The 16,977-nt window shown below is 49.7% G+C and carries 18 protein-coding genes and 1 pseudogene; 10 read left to right on the top strand and 9 right to left on the bottom strand.

Annotated elements, in window-relative coordinates:
- Window positions 1-149 precede the first annotated feature (149 nt).
- Window positions 150-557: an FKBP-type peptidyl-prolyl cis-trans isomerase gene (locus tag WJU16_RS21960; protein ID WP_341835546.1), complete on the top strand. Its 408-nt coding sequence runs from the start codon at window positions 150-152 to the stop codon at window positions 555-557.
- Window positions 558-600: 43 nt separating this feature from the next.
- Here WJU16_RS21960 and WJU16_RS21955 read toward each other — a convergent pair whose 3' ends face one another.
- Window positions 601-1,077, bottom strand: coding sequence for a GNAT family N-acetyltransferase (locus WJU16_RS21955; protein WP_341835545.1), 477 nt, complete (start codon window positions 1,075-1,077; stop codon window positions 601-603).
- A gap of 57 nt (window positions 1,078-1,134) precedes the next feature.
- Between WJU16_RS21955 and WJU16_RS21950 the strand changes: the two genes are divergently transcribed.
- On the top strand, window positions 1,135-1,842 hold the full coding sequence (locus tag WJU16_RS21950; protein ID WP_341835544.1) for a DNA alkylation repair protein: 708 nt from the start codon (window positions 1,135-1,137) through the stop codon (window positions 1,840-1,842).
- On the opposite strand, the gene WJU16_RS21945 is transcribed toward WJU16_RS21950, so the two are convergent.
- Window positions 1,843-2,313, bottom strand: a complete 471-nt coding sequence (locus WJU16_RS21945) for a GNAT family N-acetyltransferase (protein ID WP_341835543.1) — start codon at window positions 2,311-2,313, stop codon at window positions 1,843-1,845. It abuts the gene before it with no gap.
- 129 nt (window positions 2,314-2,442) lie between these two features.
- On the opposite strand from WJU16_RS21945, the gene WJU16_RS21940 reads away from it, so the two are divergent.
- From WJU16_RS21940 to WJU16_RS21925, 4 genes are all read left to right on the top strand, one after another.
- On the top strand, window positions 2,443-2,826 hold the full coding sequence (locus WJU16_RS21940) for a multidrug efflux SMR transporter (protein WP_341835542.1): 384 nt from the start codon (window positions 2,443-2,445) through the stop codon (window positions 2,824-2,826).
- Between the two features lie 235 nt (window positions 2,827-3,061).
- Window positions 3,062-3,406 (top strand): AraC family transcriptional regulator, encoded by a 345-nt coding sequence (locus WJU16_RS21935; RefSeq protein ID WP_341835541.1) that lies wholly within the window; start codon window positions 3,062-3,064, stop codon window positions 3,404-3,406.
- Between the two features lie 262 nt (window positions 3,407-3,668).
- Window positions 3,669-4,109 (top strand): MauE/DoxX family redox-associated membrane protein, encoded by a 441-nt coding sequence (locus WJU16_RS21930; protein WP_341835540.1) that lies wholly within the window; start codon window positions 3,669-3,671, stop codon window positions 4,107-4,109.
- A 64-nt stretch (window positions 4,110-4,173) separates the two neighbouring features.
- Window positions 4,174-4,551, top strand: coding sequence for a hypothetical protein (locus WJU16_RS21925; RefSeq protein WP_341835539.1), 378 nt, complete (start codon window positions 4,174-4,176; stop codon window positions 4,549-4,551).
- A gap of 115 nt (window positions 4,552-4,666) precedes the next feature.
- Here WJU16_RS21925 and WJU16_RS21920 read toward each other — a convergent pair whose 3' ends face one another.
- From WJU16_RS21920 to WJU16_RS21900, 6 genes are all read right to left on the bottom strand, one after another.
- Window positions 4,667-5,695 (bottom strand): hypothetical protein, encoded by a 1,029-nt coding sequence (locus WJU16_RS21920; RefSeq protein WP_341835538.1) that lies wholly within the window; start codon window positions 5,693-5,695, stop codon window positions 4,667-4,669.
- Window positions 5,629-5,838, bottom strand: coding sequence for a TlpA family protein disulfide reductase (locus WJU16_RS26185; protein WP_404980225.1), 210 nt, complete (start codon window positions 5,836-5,838; stop codon window positions 5,629-5,631). The genes WJU16_RS21920 and WJU16_RS26185 overlap by 67 nt, the downstream gene beginning before the upstream one ends.
- A 211-nt stretch (window positions 5,839-6,049) precedes the next feature.
- The gene (locus WJU16_RS21915) at window positions 6,050-7,387 is read right to left on the bottom strand and encodes a RagB/SusD family nutrient uptake outer membrane protein (RefSeq protein WP_341835537.1); all 1,338 of its coding nucleotides are present in this window, start codon (window positions 7,385-7,387) and stop codon (window positions 6,050-6,052) included.
- Between the two features lie 22 nt (window positions 7,388-7,409).
- The gene (locus WJU16_RS21910; RefSeq protein WP_341835536.1) at window positions 7,410-10,862 is read right to left on the bottom strand and encodes a SusC/RagA family TonB-linked outer membrane protein; all 3,453 of its coding nucleotides are present in this window, start codon (window positions 10,860-10,862) and stop codon (window positions 7,410-7,412) included.
- 299 nt (window positions 10,863-11,161) lie between these two features.
- The gene (locus WJU16_RS21905; RefSeq protein ID WP_341835535.1) at window positions 11,162-12,286 is read right to left on the bottom strand and encodes a FecR domain-containing protein; all 1,125 of its coding nucleotides are present in this window, start codon (window positions 12,284-12,286) and stop codon (window positions 11,162-11,164) included.
- Window positions 12,287-12,365: 79 nt separating this feature from the next.
- Window positions 12,366-12,932: a sigma-70 family RNA polymerase sigma factor gene (locus WJU16_RS21900; protein WP_341835534.1), complete on the bottom strand. Its 567-nt coding sequence runs from the start codon at window positions 12,930-12,932 to the stop codon at window positions 12,366-12,368.
- A gap of 427 nt (window positions 12,933-13,359) precedes the next feature.
- On the opposite strand from WJU16_RS21900, the gene WJU16_RS21895 reads away from it, so the two are divergent.
- From WJU16_RS21895 to WJU16_RS21880, 4 genes and pseudogenes are all read left to right on the top strand, one after another.
- Entirely contained in the window at window positions 13,360-14,409 is a 1,050-nt protein-coding gene (locus WJU16_RS21895; protein WP_341835533.1) for a histidine kinase, read from the top strand.
- A 2-nt stretch (window positions 14,410-14,411) separates the two neighbouring features.
- The gene (locus WJU16_RS21890; RefSeq protein WP_341835532.1) at window positions 14,412-15,143 is read left to right on the top strand and encodes a LytTR family DNA-binding domain-containing protein; all 732 of its coding nucleotides are present in this window, start codon (window positions 14,412-14,414) and stop codon (window positions 15,141-15,143) included.
- A 36-nt stretch (window positions 15,144-15,179) separates the two neighbouring features.
- A pseudogene (locus WJU16_RS26180) lies at window positions 15,180-15,485 on the top strand (cupin domain-containing protein); the annotation flags it as partial.
- A gap of 244 nt (window positions 15,486-15,729) precedes the next feature.
- Entirely contained in the window at window positions 15,730-16,332 is a 603-nt protein-coding gene (locus tag WJU16_RS21880; RefSeq protein ID WP_341835530.1) for a YceI family protein, read from the top strand.
- 97 nt (window positions 16,333-16,429) lie between these two features.
- Here the strand turns inward: WJU16_RS21880 and WJU16_RS21875 are convergent, their stop codons facing one another.
- The gene (locus tag WJU16_RS21875) at window positions 16,430-16,969 is read right to left on the bottom strand and encodes a cupin domain-containing protein (protein WP_341835529.1); all 540 of its coding nucleotides are present in this window, start codon (window positions 16,967-16,969) and stop codon (window positions 16,430-16,432) included.
- Window positions 16,970-16,977 lie beyond the last annotated feature (8 nt).

Raw genomic sequence — 16,977 nt, 5'->3', positions numbered from 1 at the left:
AAAGGAGATTAATTCCGTTGCAGGTCGAAATTTAACACGGGCTTACCGGAGTGGTGAAAGCAGCGGACAGGCATATCAATCCGCCGTTTGTCGTAACTTCGCCGGAAATCAAATAAACGGATATGGGCATCGCAGACAAACTTTTTCAGATGAAAAACGAAAAATCAGCCGCCAACCTGAAGGCCGGCCAGGACTTTCTTGCCGCCAACAAGGAAAAGCCAGGTGTTACGACGCTTCCCAGCGGTTTGCAATATGAAGTTATGAAAGAAGGCAATGGTCCTAAGCCCGGCGCCACCAGCAAAGTGACCTGTCATTACCACGGCACGCTGATCGACGGTACGGTGTTCGACAGCTCGGTGCAACGCGGCCAGCCGGCTACTTTCCCGCTCAATATGGTGATCAAGGGCTGGACGGAAGGGCTCCAGTTGATGCCCCAGGGCAGCAAATGGCGTTTCTTCATCCCGGCGGACCTTGGCTATGGCGACCGCCAGGTGAGCGCCCAGATCGGCCCCAACAGCACCCTGATCTTCGAAGTGGAATTGCTGGGAATCAGCTAAATTATTCGAAAGCCCGTCCAGCTGCAAGCGGACGGGCTTTATATTACTGGCACCCGCCTTTGACCATCCTGAAATTCGGGATCACGATACCGTTTCGGACCGGAAAAAGTTCCTCCGCTACTACAAATCCATGTTTTTCGAAAAACGGCCTGGCCGTTCTGCTGGCATGAACGGTAACCGGGCCGGAGGTTTTACCAAGCAATTCCTTCAATAGGCAACCCGCTACACCTCTCCCCTGGAAATCTTTATCCGTATACATCATTTCGATATGGGCCGGATGCCTCAATGCGGCGAATCCTGCCATTTTACCCTCATTCGCTTCCGCTACGATCATTTCCGTTTCTGCCAGGAGCTTTTGCCACCGGTGCAGATCTCCGGATGAGGAGGCCCAGGCGGCAAGCTGACCAGGCGCGTAATCTTTGCTGCAAACCGTTTCGATCACGGAACGGAAAAGCGTTCCCATTTGCGGGATATCTTCAGCAATGGCGGGGCGGATGTGTATTGGGAGTCTGATTTCCATTGCTGCAAAAGTACATGAATCCGTTTTCTTCCATCCCAACAAAACTTATATTTGCGCATGACCCCGCTTATCGCACAATTGCAGGAAGACTTACGCGCGGCCGGCACCGCGGCCGGACAGGCCTCCGCCAGGAGGTTCTTCAAAGAAGAGATCAAGACTTATGGCGTGAAATCGGGTGCGGTCAAGGCGTTGGCCAAACCCTTCATCAAAGCGCTCAAAACGGAGCCCAAGGCAGCGGCGTTTGCCGTTTGCGGTGAATTGTGGAAATCGGGGTATATGGAAGAAACCCTCATCGCCTGCGACCTCTCCTATTCGCGGCGGAAAGAGTTTGTGACGGCGGATTTCAAGCTGTTCGAACATTGGCTGCACGAGTATGTAACAAACTGGGCGGCCTGTGATACATTCTGCAATCATACCGTGGGAGAATTCCTGATGCGGTTTCCGGACAAACTGCCGGTATTACTGGAATGGGCGCGCTCCAAAAACCGGTGGGTCCGCAGGGCGGCCGCGGTATCGCTGATCATTCCCGCCAGGAAAGGACTGTGGCTGGAGGAAGCTCTTCAGATCGCCACCATCATGCTCCACGACGAAGACGATATGGTACGGAAGGGATACGGCTGGATGCTAAAATCATACGCCGAGCTGCACGAAGCGGCCGTTTTTGACTTTGTAATGAAACATAAATCCAGCATGCCGCGTACCGCGTTACGCTATGCGATCGAAAAAATGCCGGCCGATCTTAAACGGCGCGCGATGGAGAAATAATCAGGGAGTCAGGAGCATGTCGTACCGGTGCATCCCTTCCGCGTAACCGTTTTCCGTATACTTCACAATGTTAAAACCGTACTTTTCGAAGAAAGGGTACGAATGCTGCGTTGTGTCTAATTTAATGCGGCAGGAAGGGCAATGTTTGCGGATATATTCAATCCTGAACAACAGAAATTTTTTACCGATACCACGTTTATGCAGCCGGTTATCCACCATCCCCCAAACCATCCCGCCCAGGTTATTTTGCGGCTCTATGAACACGCCGCCACAAGCCACGAGCATTCCTTCCTCTTCTATTACAAAATAAGCGGCATCCCCCTCCCTGTGGTAGGGCCCTCCGTTCTGGTATTTCTCCAGCCAACCCGTAAAGTCGGGCAGTTCTTCGGGGAGAAAATACTTCGGCATATTGCTTTTAAAAGCAGCGATACAAGCGTCGTAATCGGAAGATTCATACGGGCGGATCAACATGTAAGTCTGGTTTTATTTACATCAAAGCTCCCGAAAAACTTCCATTATTCCATTGCGAACGCATGTTTTCCGTCGACAAAAAAAATATTCATCGGCAGTTCCCGGTTACTTTTGACAAAACGATTCAAGATGAAATACCTGATCCTGGCCATAGCCAATGTTTGTGAAGTCATCGCCACATCGGCGCTGAAAGCCTCAGAAGGATTTTCCAAACCCTGGCCCTCGCTGATTGTTGTGGCCGGTTACGGCATTGCCTTTTACTGCCTGAGCCTGACCTTGAATCCGATACCCGTCGGGATTGCCTGCGCGATATGGTCGGGGCTGGGCATTGTGCTGCTATCGGCGGCGGGTTGGATTTTATACAAACAAAAACCCGATACCGGCGCGATTGTGGGGGTGTTGCTGATCTTCGCCGGGGTGATTGTCGTGAATATATTTTCTAAAAGCGAAGCGCATTACAGTCTGGTTTTCAGACTGCAGAGTTTAGCCGTATCCGTAATAAAATATACATAATTCCGGTGCGACTAAAACGCAGTATCAATAAGCCTTTCACTTCAAATATTTTTTATCGGCGGAATGCATTTCCGCCGTTTTTTATTGCAAAATTTATCCTAAATTAGCATTCTTAACTGGACAAACTGAATTGTAAACCCGCTTAGAAAACCCATCGTACCCGACATGAAGATTCCTTATTATTTCCCGAATTATTTAATACCAGGCGAAACCATCTAATTAAAACCAGCCATCCATGCAATTATCCAATCAGGATGTTTACACCTTGATACAGGTGAAGCATGACATCCAGCGTAGTGTATATTTACCTATCAGCATAAAGGATATTCTCCGGTCCACCGACCTGAGCGAAACCCGTTTGACGCAGGGATTCAAGTTCCTTTACCAGCATACGGTCAGCCGGTATCACCTCGTGGTGTCCATGGAGTACGCCTACACGCTGCTCACCGACGGGCTGCCGGTAAAAGAAGTGGCCATAAAGCTGGGATACCGCTCCCAGAGCCACTTTAACCGCTCTTTCAGACAGATATTCAACATGCCGCCGAGTTTCATCAACCGCAACATAAATGCAGTGAATTAAAATGTTTTTTGCAAATGAATCTGCTTGGCAGATACGATCACACGAATTAAATTGCATAAAGTATCAAACACAGATTATAGAATTAGCAGACAGAAAACCCGATTCCATAGTACCCAGGATAGTACATTAAGACCATGCCATTAGGCGATTTATCACAAATTTAACAAGCAAGACAAAACCCGCCGCCTTTCAATAAAAGGTCTTGACACCCGTATTTTGCCAATACCGGAATAAATTCTGATTAAACCCGAAAAGTAAATCCATGAAGTCACGTAAAACATTTGTACTTATTACCACATTGCTGTTTATTGCCCTGTGGGGATATACTGCTTTGAGCAAGATATTCGGATTCGAAATATTCGAAGATCAGTTAAGCCTTTCACCGGTTTTCAAAAGTACATATCGTATTGTAGCCGTTGCTGTTCCGGCGGTGGAACTTGTACTGTTAGCGCTGTTGATATTCGAACGCACAAAAATCGCTGGCTTGTTACTTTCCGCCCTTCTCCTGCTGGCTTTCACGATTTACCTGGCATATATCCTGCTCAATTACCAGGGTGAATTACCCTGTACCTGTGGCGGATTTATCGCAAAAATGACCTGGACCCAGCACATTATATTCAATATCACCTTTATACTGCTCGCAATCAGTGCGCTGATCGTTACAAGGCAAACACCTCAAAAACACACCGCGGCACTTTCGTGACCGCTTGCAAATACTTACCGGTAAAAACAACATCCAATTCTTAAACATTAAAAACACAAGAAACATGAAAAACAGAATCCTTTCCCTCGCCGTTCTGGCCATTGCTGCTGTTGGAGCATTCGCGTTCAAAGCCCAACCCACCAAAAGAGTTGGTGTATTGTATGACCTGGTATCCGCCAGCGCTAACCCGCTGCTGTCTGCCAGCTACAAACTGTCCTCCATCGACCCTGCAACTTGCCCTAACGCTGAAGGCAAAGTTTGCGTGATTGACATTCCTGCTACTGATGTTATTCCTGCCGGTCAACCCAATGCTGGCAAACCGAATTTCACTAACACGGCAGCAACGAACGATCTGGTTGACGAACTGAGCGCAACCCTCTCCACCGCAGCCGGCACTCCTACCACGGCTTCATTTGGTCGCGTGTTCCACGAAAGGAACTAATTCCGATCATAAATAATATGGGATTTGCATCATTGCAAATCCCATATTACTCTTATAGCTTTCGGTCCCAACCGCCGGACACTTGCTCCGCGTCAAACCCCATGACTAAACGATGCTAAACATCTTTAATTACCAACATTTTCACCCGCACTTTACCAGGAACTAAATCCAGCCCGTATTTACGTAAAATCATTCTTAATTCCTCCATGGACTTTATCTCATAATCTAATGCCGGAAACGCCATCGTAGTATTACCCGCTATACCAGTATCATCTACAATCAACATACCGCGTGGAACAATAGTACTTAAATAAGCTTCTGGTAAAGATTGTTTAAAGATGAAATGTATCGGTTGCATTTCATAATGTAAATCATCATGAGCCAGGGATGTTCCTATACGCTCAGTTTTAATAAGCCGATAACCGTCTGTCAAACGTTCTTCTACACTGGCTGCTACATTCAACTTCAACCTGAATAAATGGTTCAAGTCTTCCAGCATATTCGTTTCCATTATAGAATCCGGCGTAGTCAGCGGCATAATTCTTTCGTAGCAATAACCTGTCTGTTGAAATACGGCATCCGTCTGGCGTACGCCTGTAAAAGCAGGATCCCGGGAAACTTTTGTACGGTTCTTCACTTCATTTAAGATCGCCTTTCCGAACAACACTTTCTTATCAGATCGCAACGAATTCATATACACTTTCATGTATAGTTCATCGACCGAATGATTGATCAATGTTGTCCGCCTGGTTTGCTGAACAGTGTCCTTTATATTCAACAACGTTACCCCCCATGCCTCAGAGAGATCTTTTCTGAATCCGCTGAAAAATATGTCTCCGGGCAACTGCGCCGTATTGGAGTCAGGAAATTGTTGTTGAAGCGAAACTTTCCTGAAATCAATATCGGAGGGATGGTCCACGATAAAATCAATATTCTCTCCATCGAGCAGCTGCCTGATCTTTTCAGGATGCGTATTCTCCATTATTCCGCGGAGTCGTACCTGCCCGTTTTCATCGATCCACACATGATAGGGAACAAACCCCCGCGTAGGGAATAATTTCCCTAGTTCCGGCGAAATCATGATGGTAAGATTTTCTGGCAGCACGCTTTCTCCCCCCGTATCGAATCCTGCACTTTTATCCATTTCTCCACCTTTGCTTTACTTTCGAACGGGTTTACCAGGATAACTTCGATGTCCGCTCCGAATTGTGATTTCAACTCCGACATATGCGGGAAATTCTCAATACATGTGCCGCAAAACGTACCCCAAAAATCCAGGATGACCAACTTCCCGTTTAACTCCGACCAACTCTTCTTCCCTTTCAAAAAAAACTTTCCTTACCAGGATGATGAATTAATTCTCCTAAAGGCAGATCTACCATCTGAGCGCCGACAGGCACAGCCCGAAGCATATTCCCTTTACCACCGGATTGACTGTAACCGGCGGTAAAGCTCAACAATATCAACCAGATCAAATTGCACTTCATTTGTAATTTTTTTAACGTTCGTTCTGCGGCATACCCGATAACTGGATCACATTCAGCGGGAGCAGCCAAACCCATCTTTTATCGTTGGCAGGCAGTTCATACACGGTTCCGTCTATATTTCTGCGCAGCGTTATGTTCTTACCTTCCAGGTTGAACCGTCGAAGATCAGTCCAGCGAGTGCCCCTGTACACCAGTTCTTTCCTCCTCTCCGTCAATATCAGTTCCAGGGCTTCTTCTTTATTGGCCGCCACCCTATCCGTATAAAGTCCCTTTCTCCAACGTTTCTTCAAAAGGGCATTCAGATCTTGCATGGCGGATTGCGTGTTTCCCAATCGCGCGCTGGCTTCCGCCCGGATCAGAAATATTTCATCCGTAGCGATCCCGTTAAAAGGCTGATTACCGTTAAGTATCGAATAAGATCCTTTAAATGTGCTGGTCCCATCCGGCTTTTTAAGGAAATACACCGCCTTGCGCAAATCGTCGTCCGCGTACAGCTTATACAAATTTGAATCGACGGGCGGCTGCCTTGGGAGGATTTGGCTGATGGCATATGCGCGGTAAGCTATTTCTGTAGTAAAGGCCTTAAAAACCGGGGTGGCAGTGGAATCCACATCATTGAAATCTACCAGCGCAGTTGTTTTCTGCAAATAGAGATCAGCGTATTTGAATGCATTGTCATAATCCCCCATCGCCAGGTATGTTCTTGCCAGCAAGCCATATGCAGAAGATTGAAAGGGCCGGCTGACATACTGCTGCTCCGGCAATAATAAACCGGCAGCTTCAATAAGATCCCCGGTAATACGCGCATATGTTTCACCAACCGTTCCCCGCTTAGATGGCACTTCAAGGTCAGGAACTGTCCGGAGCGCGATGCCGGGATCCGTATTCGCCGTAGCAGAAAAAGGCCGGCAATAAACCTGCGCCAACTCATAAAAGGCAAATGCCCTTTGAAATAAAGCCTGCCCGCGGATATCATTGCGCTGGCTTACCGTGCCAGCTTCAATTTTCTCCAGCGATTGTAATACTACATTGGCATAGTTTACGGTTATGTAGGCTTGCCGCCATGCATCGAGATAATTTTCGCTCTCCCAGTTATAGGCGCCCCTTTCGGGCTGCGGCAATGCCGACCATACTGATGCCGGAAAATAATATTCGTCCGCAGCAAGCGTCGTATTCGCCGAATATCGCATGGCATTGATATCATTATTCAGCAACGCCTGCAGGTCCTGCAACTTATCGATCGTAGTCAAAGACTGAATGGGCTTGTCTTCCAGATATTTATTACATCCAGCCAGCAAGCCAACAAGCACGAACAGGATGAATATGTAGCGGTAATCTTTTTTTCTCATGACATTGATTTGAAAAGGAATGCTAAAGTTGAACCCGAATGCCCAGTGCCAGGCTCCGTGCGGGAGGAATCACTGACATCGCATAATCGGGATCATATCTCACAGCGGAAGCTTTCCAGATAAACAGGTTCAAATTCCCGGCGAGCAGAAAAGCACTGGCCGATTTAACAGGAAAACGCGTGTAACGATTGTTCGTCCAGTTGTACGTAAGTTGGATATCCTGCAACCGGATATGGTCTCCTTTTTCATAGTTTACTTCTGAAAATTCATAGAACTGCTCCCGGCTGAAATTCACGGGATATGGCTGAGATGGGACATTGGTCCGCGCTTCGTCTCCAGGCGTTTTCCAACGATTTGCGTATTCTTCATGTCCTGTCCAGTTATCATATAAATAATCATATCTCAGCGACGGTTTTCTGTAATAATATCCTGCCCGGAAACTGATGTTGAAAGAAAGATCAAAGTTTCTGTAACTGACCGTATGTAACATATTCCCATAATCCGTAGGTATCGACGAACCGATGAACGCCTGGTTGCTGGCGGAATCCTGGAATATCTGGTCATATTCTTTACTGATCGTTTTGCCCAGGTAACCACGCGGGTCGCCATTTTCCGGATCAAGCCCGGCCCACTTATAGGCATAAATCGCATTAAAGATCTCTCCTTCGCGCAGCGCAGGGAAATTAGGCGTGCTGACGAAACCAGTGAAAAACCGGGTCACCTTCGTCTTCACGTGGCTGTAATTAAACGTAGTCGTCCACCTCACGCCTTTATTGAGATTGATGGTTTTTATGGTAATATCCACGCCATTGGTTTCAAGATTTGCCTGATTTCTTCTGACGGTGGCCCCTACGCCGTTGGTAGGATCTACAGGCACGGCGGTAATAACATCCTTTGCCTTCTTTTTATATATATCCACGGAACCGGAAATGCGGGAGTGCAATACGGCAAAATCCAATCCACCGTTTAAGGTTCCCACCTGTTCCCAGCGCAAGTCGGGGTTCGGCGGACTGGATACAATCGCCTGTTGCTGCTGCGCAGCATTGAGGTATGAGGTATAATTGATGAGGGTCAGGGCCGATAAGGAATTGTTGATATTTCCCGCATAGCCGTATGATGCACGGATAGCCAGCGAACTGATGACCGGCACTTTAAAGAACCCCTCATTGCCGATATCGTACTTGATCCCGGTGGACCACAAAGGCTTCCATTTGTTGTTGGTGTTGGCACCCAGGAGATTGGATCCATCCCTCCTCGCACTGGCGTAAATCGTATACTTCCGGTCGTATGTATAAGAGGCATTACCCAGCACAGAAATGGTTTTATCAGTCCTCATATTCCATGCAGCATTGTTAGGTATTTGCATCGCTCCGCCATAGTATACAGGATATTGGGTGAGAAAATCAGGATTCCCCGAAAAAACCAGATTATCCTTGTCATACCCCAGTGTCCTGAATTTGTTTTCCTCCAGGTTGGCCTTACCCAGCTCGCCCGCTACCAATGCAGTAAACGTATGCACGTCGTTCCAGATGCGGCTCACTCTCAACAGCCCCCTTACATTATGGCTCACCAGTTCCGCATTCGACCTGTCCAGTATTCCGCCCAATGGAAAGTTCCTTTTGAATGTTGTCGGATCCGTAAAATTATTGATCAGGTCCCTGGTTCTGAATGTTCTTTCATCACTTAAATCCGTGATTGCCGTTGAACGGGAGGAGTATTGATAGCGAACTTCCCCGGTTAGCCATTTTGTAAAATTAGCAGTGGCCCCGGCATTCAGCCGGACAGTATTTCCCTTCTGGCGCGTGTTGGTAAATTCCATTTCGTCCAATGGACGGTAATTCCAGTCCAGCAACCTGGGATCCTGCTGCTGGAGAAAGGAAAGTGAATTCCGGTGAGCAATAGCCAAATGATTTCCCTGTTCGTCGGCCAGCCTGGCATATGGATACAGTCCGCCCCGGGTATATGTCGACAATATTTCAGGTGTTAATCCGTCCGCCCGGATATTTTCCCTGACATAAGCAAACCCGGCATGCAATTCCAGGAAACGCGCAGGTTTGATGTTCAGGTTGGAGTTGAAACTATAGCGATCGTTCCTTCCCGGCCCTTTTACGCTAGTAAGATCGTTATCGGCACCGAAAGACATCAAATAATTGTAGTTGCTGCCACCGCCGGATATGTTGAGGTAGTTCTGCTTGTTCACACTGTTCCGGAGAACATACTTGTCATAATCCCGGCGGATATCATATCCTTTTAACGTATTGAGCTGTGCGGACGCTTCCGCCGCAGTGATCTCTCCCAGTCTTTTACGTTGCAAGATTTCGGCAGCCGGCGACAAAACGTAGTAAGACGGATAGAGGAAATAATCATCCATGTATCCTTTGTCAAATAAAAATTGTTCGACGTCAATGAAGTCGCTGCTGCTCATGACCGGATTGTAATATATATCAGGTTTCTCATTCACCTGGACGTTCGAGCTGATATTGATATTCAGGGACCTGCCGTATTTTCCGGACTTCGTGGTAATCACCAGTACGCCATTACCGGCCTTCGCGCCCCAGATTGAGGTGGCTGCGGCATCTTTCAATACGCTTACGTTTTCTATATCGTTGGGATTGATGCTGCCCAGATCGCCGTAAAAGGGGAAATCGTCCAGGATGATGAGCGGATTTAAAGGGGATTGGTTGTTCAGATCATTAATTCCACTGATGGTACTGATCCCCCTGATGTGCAGGGTTCCACCGGCTTTGTCGAAGATCAGTCCGGATGTAACGCCGTCGAGCCGATTCATCAGGTTTCTGCTGACCGACCGGGATAAAATGGCACTGTCGATAACCGAAGCGGTACCAACGAACCTTTCCGGACTAATGGATTCATACCCGGTATTAATGGGTTGTACCGTCACTTCCTTTAGTTGGGCAGTAGCTTCGATCATTTTGATCTCAAGGCTGGTTTCGCCTTTGATATGTTTTTGAATGGGTAAATACCCTATATTGGAAATGAGGAGAACGGCTTCTGATTCCGGGGTATACAGCTGAAATCTTCCTTCATTATCGGTGGTGGTTCCCAGGTTGGTTCCTGCAATTTTAATGGTGGCGCCTGGTAACGGTTTACCGCGAGCGTCCGTCACCCTTCCCTTCACCAGCTGCCGTAAGTTTTTGCTGTTGGCAGGAACCGCTACCGCTTCCCGGATGATGACCGAATTCTCCGAAATGAGATACGCGAGCCCCTGCCCTTCGAGCACTTTTTCCATGACGGTCTCGAAGTCCACGTTTTGCAGGTGGAGGCTGACGGTTTTCTTATCCTTCACCACCCGGCTGGGGTAAAAGAAAACGTACGGGGTTTGTCGCTCGATGGCCCGGAACACGGTTTCCAGTGGCGCATTTTTGACGCTGATCGTCACCTGCTGCGCTCTCACCGCAGCGGCGGAATGCAAAAAAGCGACGAATGTGGTAAGAAGGATCAGATGAATTCGCATAAGGATCGCTCTTAATGTACTGCGGTACCGCCCCCTGCCGGAACGGTTATGCGTTGCCCCCCTGTAGACAATAGGAAAGCCAGCATGATTATTTTTCATACTTTTGGTTGTTTGCTGGTTAGTATTAGGTTTGCCCCATCAGGGGTTTGCTGGCAGCAGACGCTTTCCGGAGGGCGTTCTGAACAACGCTTTCCGGATTTTTATGGCCTGCCCGATGTCCCGCTCACATTCACGATGTACTGTCCATAATGGTAGTATTCGGAAAACAATAATTGCCTTCAGTTAATTGGAGATTTAATTTATTTGATGATTAACTCTTTGCCTTCCCTCCCCTGGCGCAGTTCATACCGCACTTCCCGGCTGTCGAGCATCTTCAGGAAAGTGGAAAGGCTGTTCTTCTTTAAAATTCCCCCCGTATACAATTCGGGCGACGGGGGCCGCTCATAGATCACCTTCAGATCATACCACCTGCTCACGGGGAGCAGTATGGCTTTCAGATCAGCATCCCGGAACCGGATCTGACCGCTCGTCCATGCAACGGCATTTTCGTCCGCCGCGACTATTCGGGTCGATTCATTTTCTGTAGTGGCCGCCTGGCCAGGGTTAAGGATTTTGCTTGAATTAAGCGAAGTGGAGATTTCTACGGATCCCTCGAGCAGTGAGGTCGTCACTGCGTACTCGTCGGGATAGGAATGAATATTGAAGCGTGTGCCCAATACTTTTACGCGTTGCTTATCTGTTTCAACAATAAAGGGATGTTGGGCGTCGTGGGCTACCTCGAAGTAAGCCTCGCCGCTCAACCTTACGATACGCTCGGCATGCCCTTTGAAATTAGGCGCGAACGTTAAGGTAGAAGCGGCATTGAGCATTACTTTCGTTCCATCGGACAACTTCAGCTGAAATTGTCCGCCTTTGGGGGTAACCACAGCATGCACGACTTGGGGGTCGGCGGAATTTTGTTGCGGTGCATATTCGGCCGTACTGTCTGTTATCGTAATCGTTGAACCATACTGGTTTACCCGGCTTGCACTCCCGGAATCCAGCGGCACCTTGCGCCCGTCCTCCAACACCAGCACCGCCTTGTTCCCGCCAGGCGCCACATCGGCGATCCGCTCGTAAGCAGGGCCATCCTCCGTTTCCCCGCCAGGCAGCAGGAAAAAATTCCCTATCGCCAGGCCTGCCAACAAAGCCGCCGCAGCCACATACACCAGGCGCCTGCGCTTTCCTGCCTGCCGCTTTATGCCAGCCGAATTCACAATATTCTCCCAGATTTCCCCGGAAAGCCGCTGATAGCGGTCGTCGCTTCGGCCAGCCTGACCAGCAGGCATGCGGTTATAAGCCTTTTCAACATAGGCTTTTTCTTCCGGCGTGCAGGTTCCGGACAGGTATTTTTCGATTAATTGCTTGGCCTCGTTTTTATCCATGTTTCCTCATGTAACATATGCTCGTCTGTACAAAGACAACCATTTACCGAAATAGTAGTAGGTGGATGGAAAAAATTTTCTAAAAAATCCAGGAACATAAAAGGCGCAGGTTCATGCGGATTATCCGCAATGCATTCGAAACCTGCTTCCGCACCGTATTGGGGGCAATATCGAGTTGCGCGGAGATTTGTTCATAGGTAAGATCGCCCCGGCGGCTGAGCAGGAAAATCTCCCGCATTTTCACCGGTAACCGGCTGATTTCGGACTCTATCTTCCGGATAAGCCCCGCCATCGTATCCTGCTCCCCCTCCTCCTGCCGCAATCGATCCGACTCCGCCTTAAAGCCCTCCAACATCTTTGCGATATGTTGCTCCTTTTTCAGATGATTGAGCGTAGCGTTGCGGACCGCAGTATAGAGATAAGCCTTTACATGCGTGACCCCCTGCAAGTGCTCCCGGCGGTTCCAGAGATTGATAAACACCTCCTGGATCACATCGCGCGCGGCCTCCTCGTCCTCCAGCACATCCAGGGCATGGAGGATCAACAGGCCGGAATATCGCCTGTAGACAACGCCCAGCGCGGCGCTGCTGCCGGACCTTGCCTGCTCCAGCAACTCCTGGTCCGTTAAGTCATTTTGCTTCCCCATGCGCTTAAAGCTATCACACTGCAAACGCTGTGTTAAAGCCCAAAATATTAAACATTAAGAATAATTTATATCATCTCGCTTGTCGTTCCCGCGGCTATCCCTAATTTACGAAGATTGTCCCCAAAACGCCCCATATTCTTCCTCCGCTGTCATTAAAACCGGCACAAGATGATCCGAAATCCACAATTTTCCTATGACCGCCAAACGCACATCTTTGTATTTTTCCGGAATGGATATTCATATTCAATATTTTGCACCTGGATTTTTTTCCCCGCTCCGCCGAATAACTTCCCCGGAAACCGTTCGTCGATAAATACCGTTTTCCGTCTACCGGATATGATTATTTTTAATATTCCGGGCGGCAATTTCCCGCAAGAACTATGTTTGCATTATGGACGTACCGTGGCTATTCCGAAACAGGGGCCGGTTGCTGACGCACCTGGTATTCTGGATTTTCGCATTTTTACTGCTGATCTATATCTACAGCGCCGCATTCGATTCCTGGGAACTGGGGATCAAGGTGGTGCTTATGCTGCTGCCCGTCCATATCATTTATTTTTACCTGCTGCAGTACTTCGTTCTCCGTAAGTATTTCAGTGGAAAATATCCCGCCGCCGTGTTCCTCGCCTTCCTCATCATGGCCACCATGGCGGTGGCATACCGGCTCACCGAGATATACATCACCGATCCCTACATTTTCGATTTCTATTCCCGGTCGGACCCCGATTTTACCTGGAGCAAGCTCGAAAAGGACCGCTGGCAGCAGCTGATCAGCAAAGGCGATTTCGTGAATGCCGTGGAAAGATGCAATGTAGTCGTATGGATCGGCGTTACACTCACCCTTTTCGCCATGTGGCACGAAAGGAAAAACGCCATCTTGCAGGCGGAGCTGAACTTCCTGAAGGGGCAGCTGCACCCCCACTTCCTCTTCAACTCCCTCAACAACCTCTACGCCCTGTCGCTGAATAATGCGCCCCAGGCGCCGGGGATCATCCTCGGCCTTTCCAATATCCTGCGGTATGTGATTTATGAATGCACGGCCGACCGCGTGCTCCTGGAAAGGGATATAGAAGTGCTGAAGGATTACATCCGCCTGGAACAGCTGCGCTACGAAGAGCGGCTCGACCTGAACCTGAACATTGACGTGGAACCGGGGCCCTGGCAGATTGCGCCCGTCCTCATGCTGCCGCTGGTGGAGAATGCGTTTAAACATGGCGCCGGGGAAACCATGCACCATCCCTGGATCAACATCGAGTTGCGGGTGGCCAAAGGGGAATTGTGGCTGAAAGTCAGCAACAGCAAGCCCGACCCGGCACCCGCCCCCAACCCGAAGCAGGGCGGAAATATCGGGCTGAAGAACGTCCGCCACCGCCTGCAGCTCCTCTACCCGGAAGCGCATACCCTCCACTGGTACGACGAAGAAGACTGCTTTATCCTCGAAATGATGGTTACCTTATCTTCCCACCCTAAAACCTGACCATGCAAATCCGGACACTGATCGTAGACGACGAGCCACATGCCATCGAAATTCTCCTTAAATACGCGGCCAACATCCCCGAAATCCGGATCGTAGCCACCTGCAGCAATGCCATCGAGGCGTTCCAGATGTTGCAGCGGCATGAAGTCGACCTGCTGCTGGTGGATATCAAAATGCCGGGATTGACGGGAACCGACCTGGTGAGGAGCCTAAAAAGTCCGCCCATGGTGATATTCACCACGGCCTACCATGAATTCGCGGTGGAAGGGTTTGATCTCAATGCGGTCGATTATCTCGTGAAACCCATCCCTCTCAACCGTTTCCTCCGGGCGATCGATAAAGTCATGCACCAGGTAAAAGGCAAAACCGGATCGTATGAGGAACGTCCCGAAACGCCCGCGCCGCCGCCCGTCAAACACTTCCTGTATCTAAGGATCGACCGGCAGACGGTGAAGGTGGACACAGAAGACATCCACTGGATCGAGAGCATCAAAGATTATATCAAGGTGGTGACGCGGCAGAAAATTTATATCGCCAAGCAGAAGATCAGCGTGGTGGAAAAGTTGTTGCCTATGGATCAGTTCATTCGTATCCACCGATCCTTCATTGTTCCGGAAAGTAAAGTGGAAGGTTATAACCCAAATTACCTGGTGATCGCCGGCAGCAGGATACCCGTCGGCCGCAACTACAAGCAGGCGTGCATGGAGAAATTCAACGTACGTCCGGCGCCGTAACCCGCGGTATAGCGATCAAACCCTGCGTCCGTCGACATGAATTGCATGCCCGCCGCAATTCCCCGAAACTTGCATTCCATTTCTGACCATTCAACAATTTATTTTCAAATGGAATCATTACAAGCCAACGGTTTCCGGCGTTACCAGGGAGGGTATTTCAGGACCCTCATTGCGCCGGAGCACACGCAGAACGCCATGGCGCTCATCGAATTCACCCTTCCCCGCGGCGCAGAGCCCCCGCTGCATGTTCATCAACACGAAGACGAGACATTTTACGTGCTGGAAGGCCGCCTCAGCGTCCGCGTGGCGGATACGGTGACTATCCTGGAGCCCGGCGATGCACTCTTTGCCCCCAAAAACACGCCCCATGCCTTCACTATTCTGACCGGCACCGCCAAATTGCTCAACCTCATCACACCCGGAACATTGTACCGCTTCTTCGAAGATTTCAGCACGCCCATCAACGGCGCGCCGGCTATCGACACGGCATCAGCGCCCCCGATATGGAAGCCATCGCCCGGATGGTGCAGACCATCTCCCAACAATATCAGGTTCAATTTCTGGAAACCAAATAATCAAAACACAAATGAAACTCCAACAGTATTTCGGCGCCGGCCTGCTGGCGGTGCTGGCGGCCTGTTCGCAAAAAGAAGCGTCGATCGCCCAAAAATTCAATCTCGACGAAAGCAAATCCATCGTGGAATGGAAAGGCAGCGCCCCCACGCATTTCCATAAAGGATCGTTTAAAGTGACGGGAACATTCCTCACCGACGGCAGCTCCCTCATCACTGGTGGCGAATTCAGCATTCCCATCGCCAGCATCGATAATGAAGACCTGTCGGGCCCGCCCAAAACCGAGTTGCTCAACCACCTGAAGAGCCCCGACTTCTTCAACCTGGCCGTTTACCCCACCGCCACCTTCCGCATTACGAAAATCGAGGCTTTCAAAGACCCCGCTACCGGGGCGAACGTTAAGGTAACCGGCAATTTCACGCTGATTGGCCAGGAACACCCGCTGCAAATCCCCGCGAAAGTGACCGTTACGAAAGACAGGATTTACGTGGAATCAACTTTCAAACTCAACCGCCACACCTGGGGCATGAGCAAATACAACGATCCGGCCGAGACGCTCTACATCCTGCCAGACATCGATATCACGCTGGCGCTTCAGGGCATACCATCCAAGTAGAAGCAATAACCCCAAAAAACAGGAAAGCCTGTCGAATCGATCGACAGGCTTTTGTTTTGGGGTTAATCTGCAGGTTTGAAGGCAACCTCCCGCCAGTTTATACGCAATATTTTTGAAACAGCCGCCGCTTCACGCCGGCCACCTTGGCGATGCATCCCAGCAGTGCAAACAGCGGCGTAAACAGGACGGCGATTCCGGCCGGGTGCATGTCACTCATATCCGACACGGCGGCCAGGATCAGCGGATTCCTGGGGATTCCTTTTGCATCGGTTTGCCCATCGGCCGCGAGGCCGTACAGCACCCGCAAAGCGTGTTCGAAGCCGGCGGAACCGGGCAATATGACCGTCGTAAACAGCACCGGCTGTCCGGATTCGTTGGAGAACCGGTGCACCATGCCCTTTTCCACCGTGAACTTCTCGCCGGAGGAAAGGCGGAGCTTACGGTTGGCGAGGGTCAGCGTCAACAAGCCTTCCACGACGGAGAAGGTTTCCGAGAAATTTTTATGGTAATGCAGGGGCGTGCCGCCGCCGGGCATGAGCCGCACGAGCAGCGCGGAAATACGGCCGCCTGTTTGGGCAGCGGTTTGGGTGAAGGTCACTTCGTCCCTGATAACCGGGTTGATGATAGTTTCTTTCATGCGGGATG

Origin of the sequence: Chitinophaga pollutisoli, from assembly GCF_038396755.1 — a bacterium.
GTDB classification, from domain to species: domain Bacteria; phylum Bacteroidota; class Bacteroidia; order Chitinophagales; family Chitinophagaceae; genus Chitinophaga; species Chitinophaga pollutisoli.
This window is presented reverse-complemented; position numbering and strand designations above follow the sequence as displayed.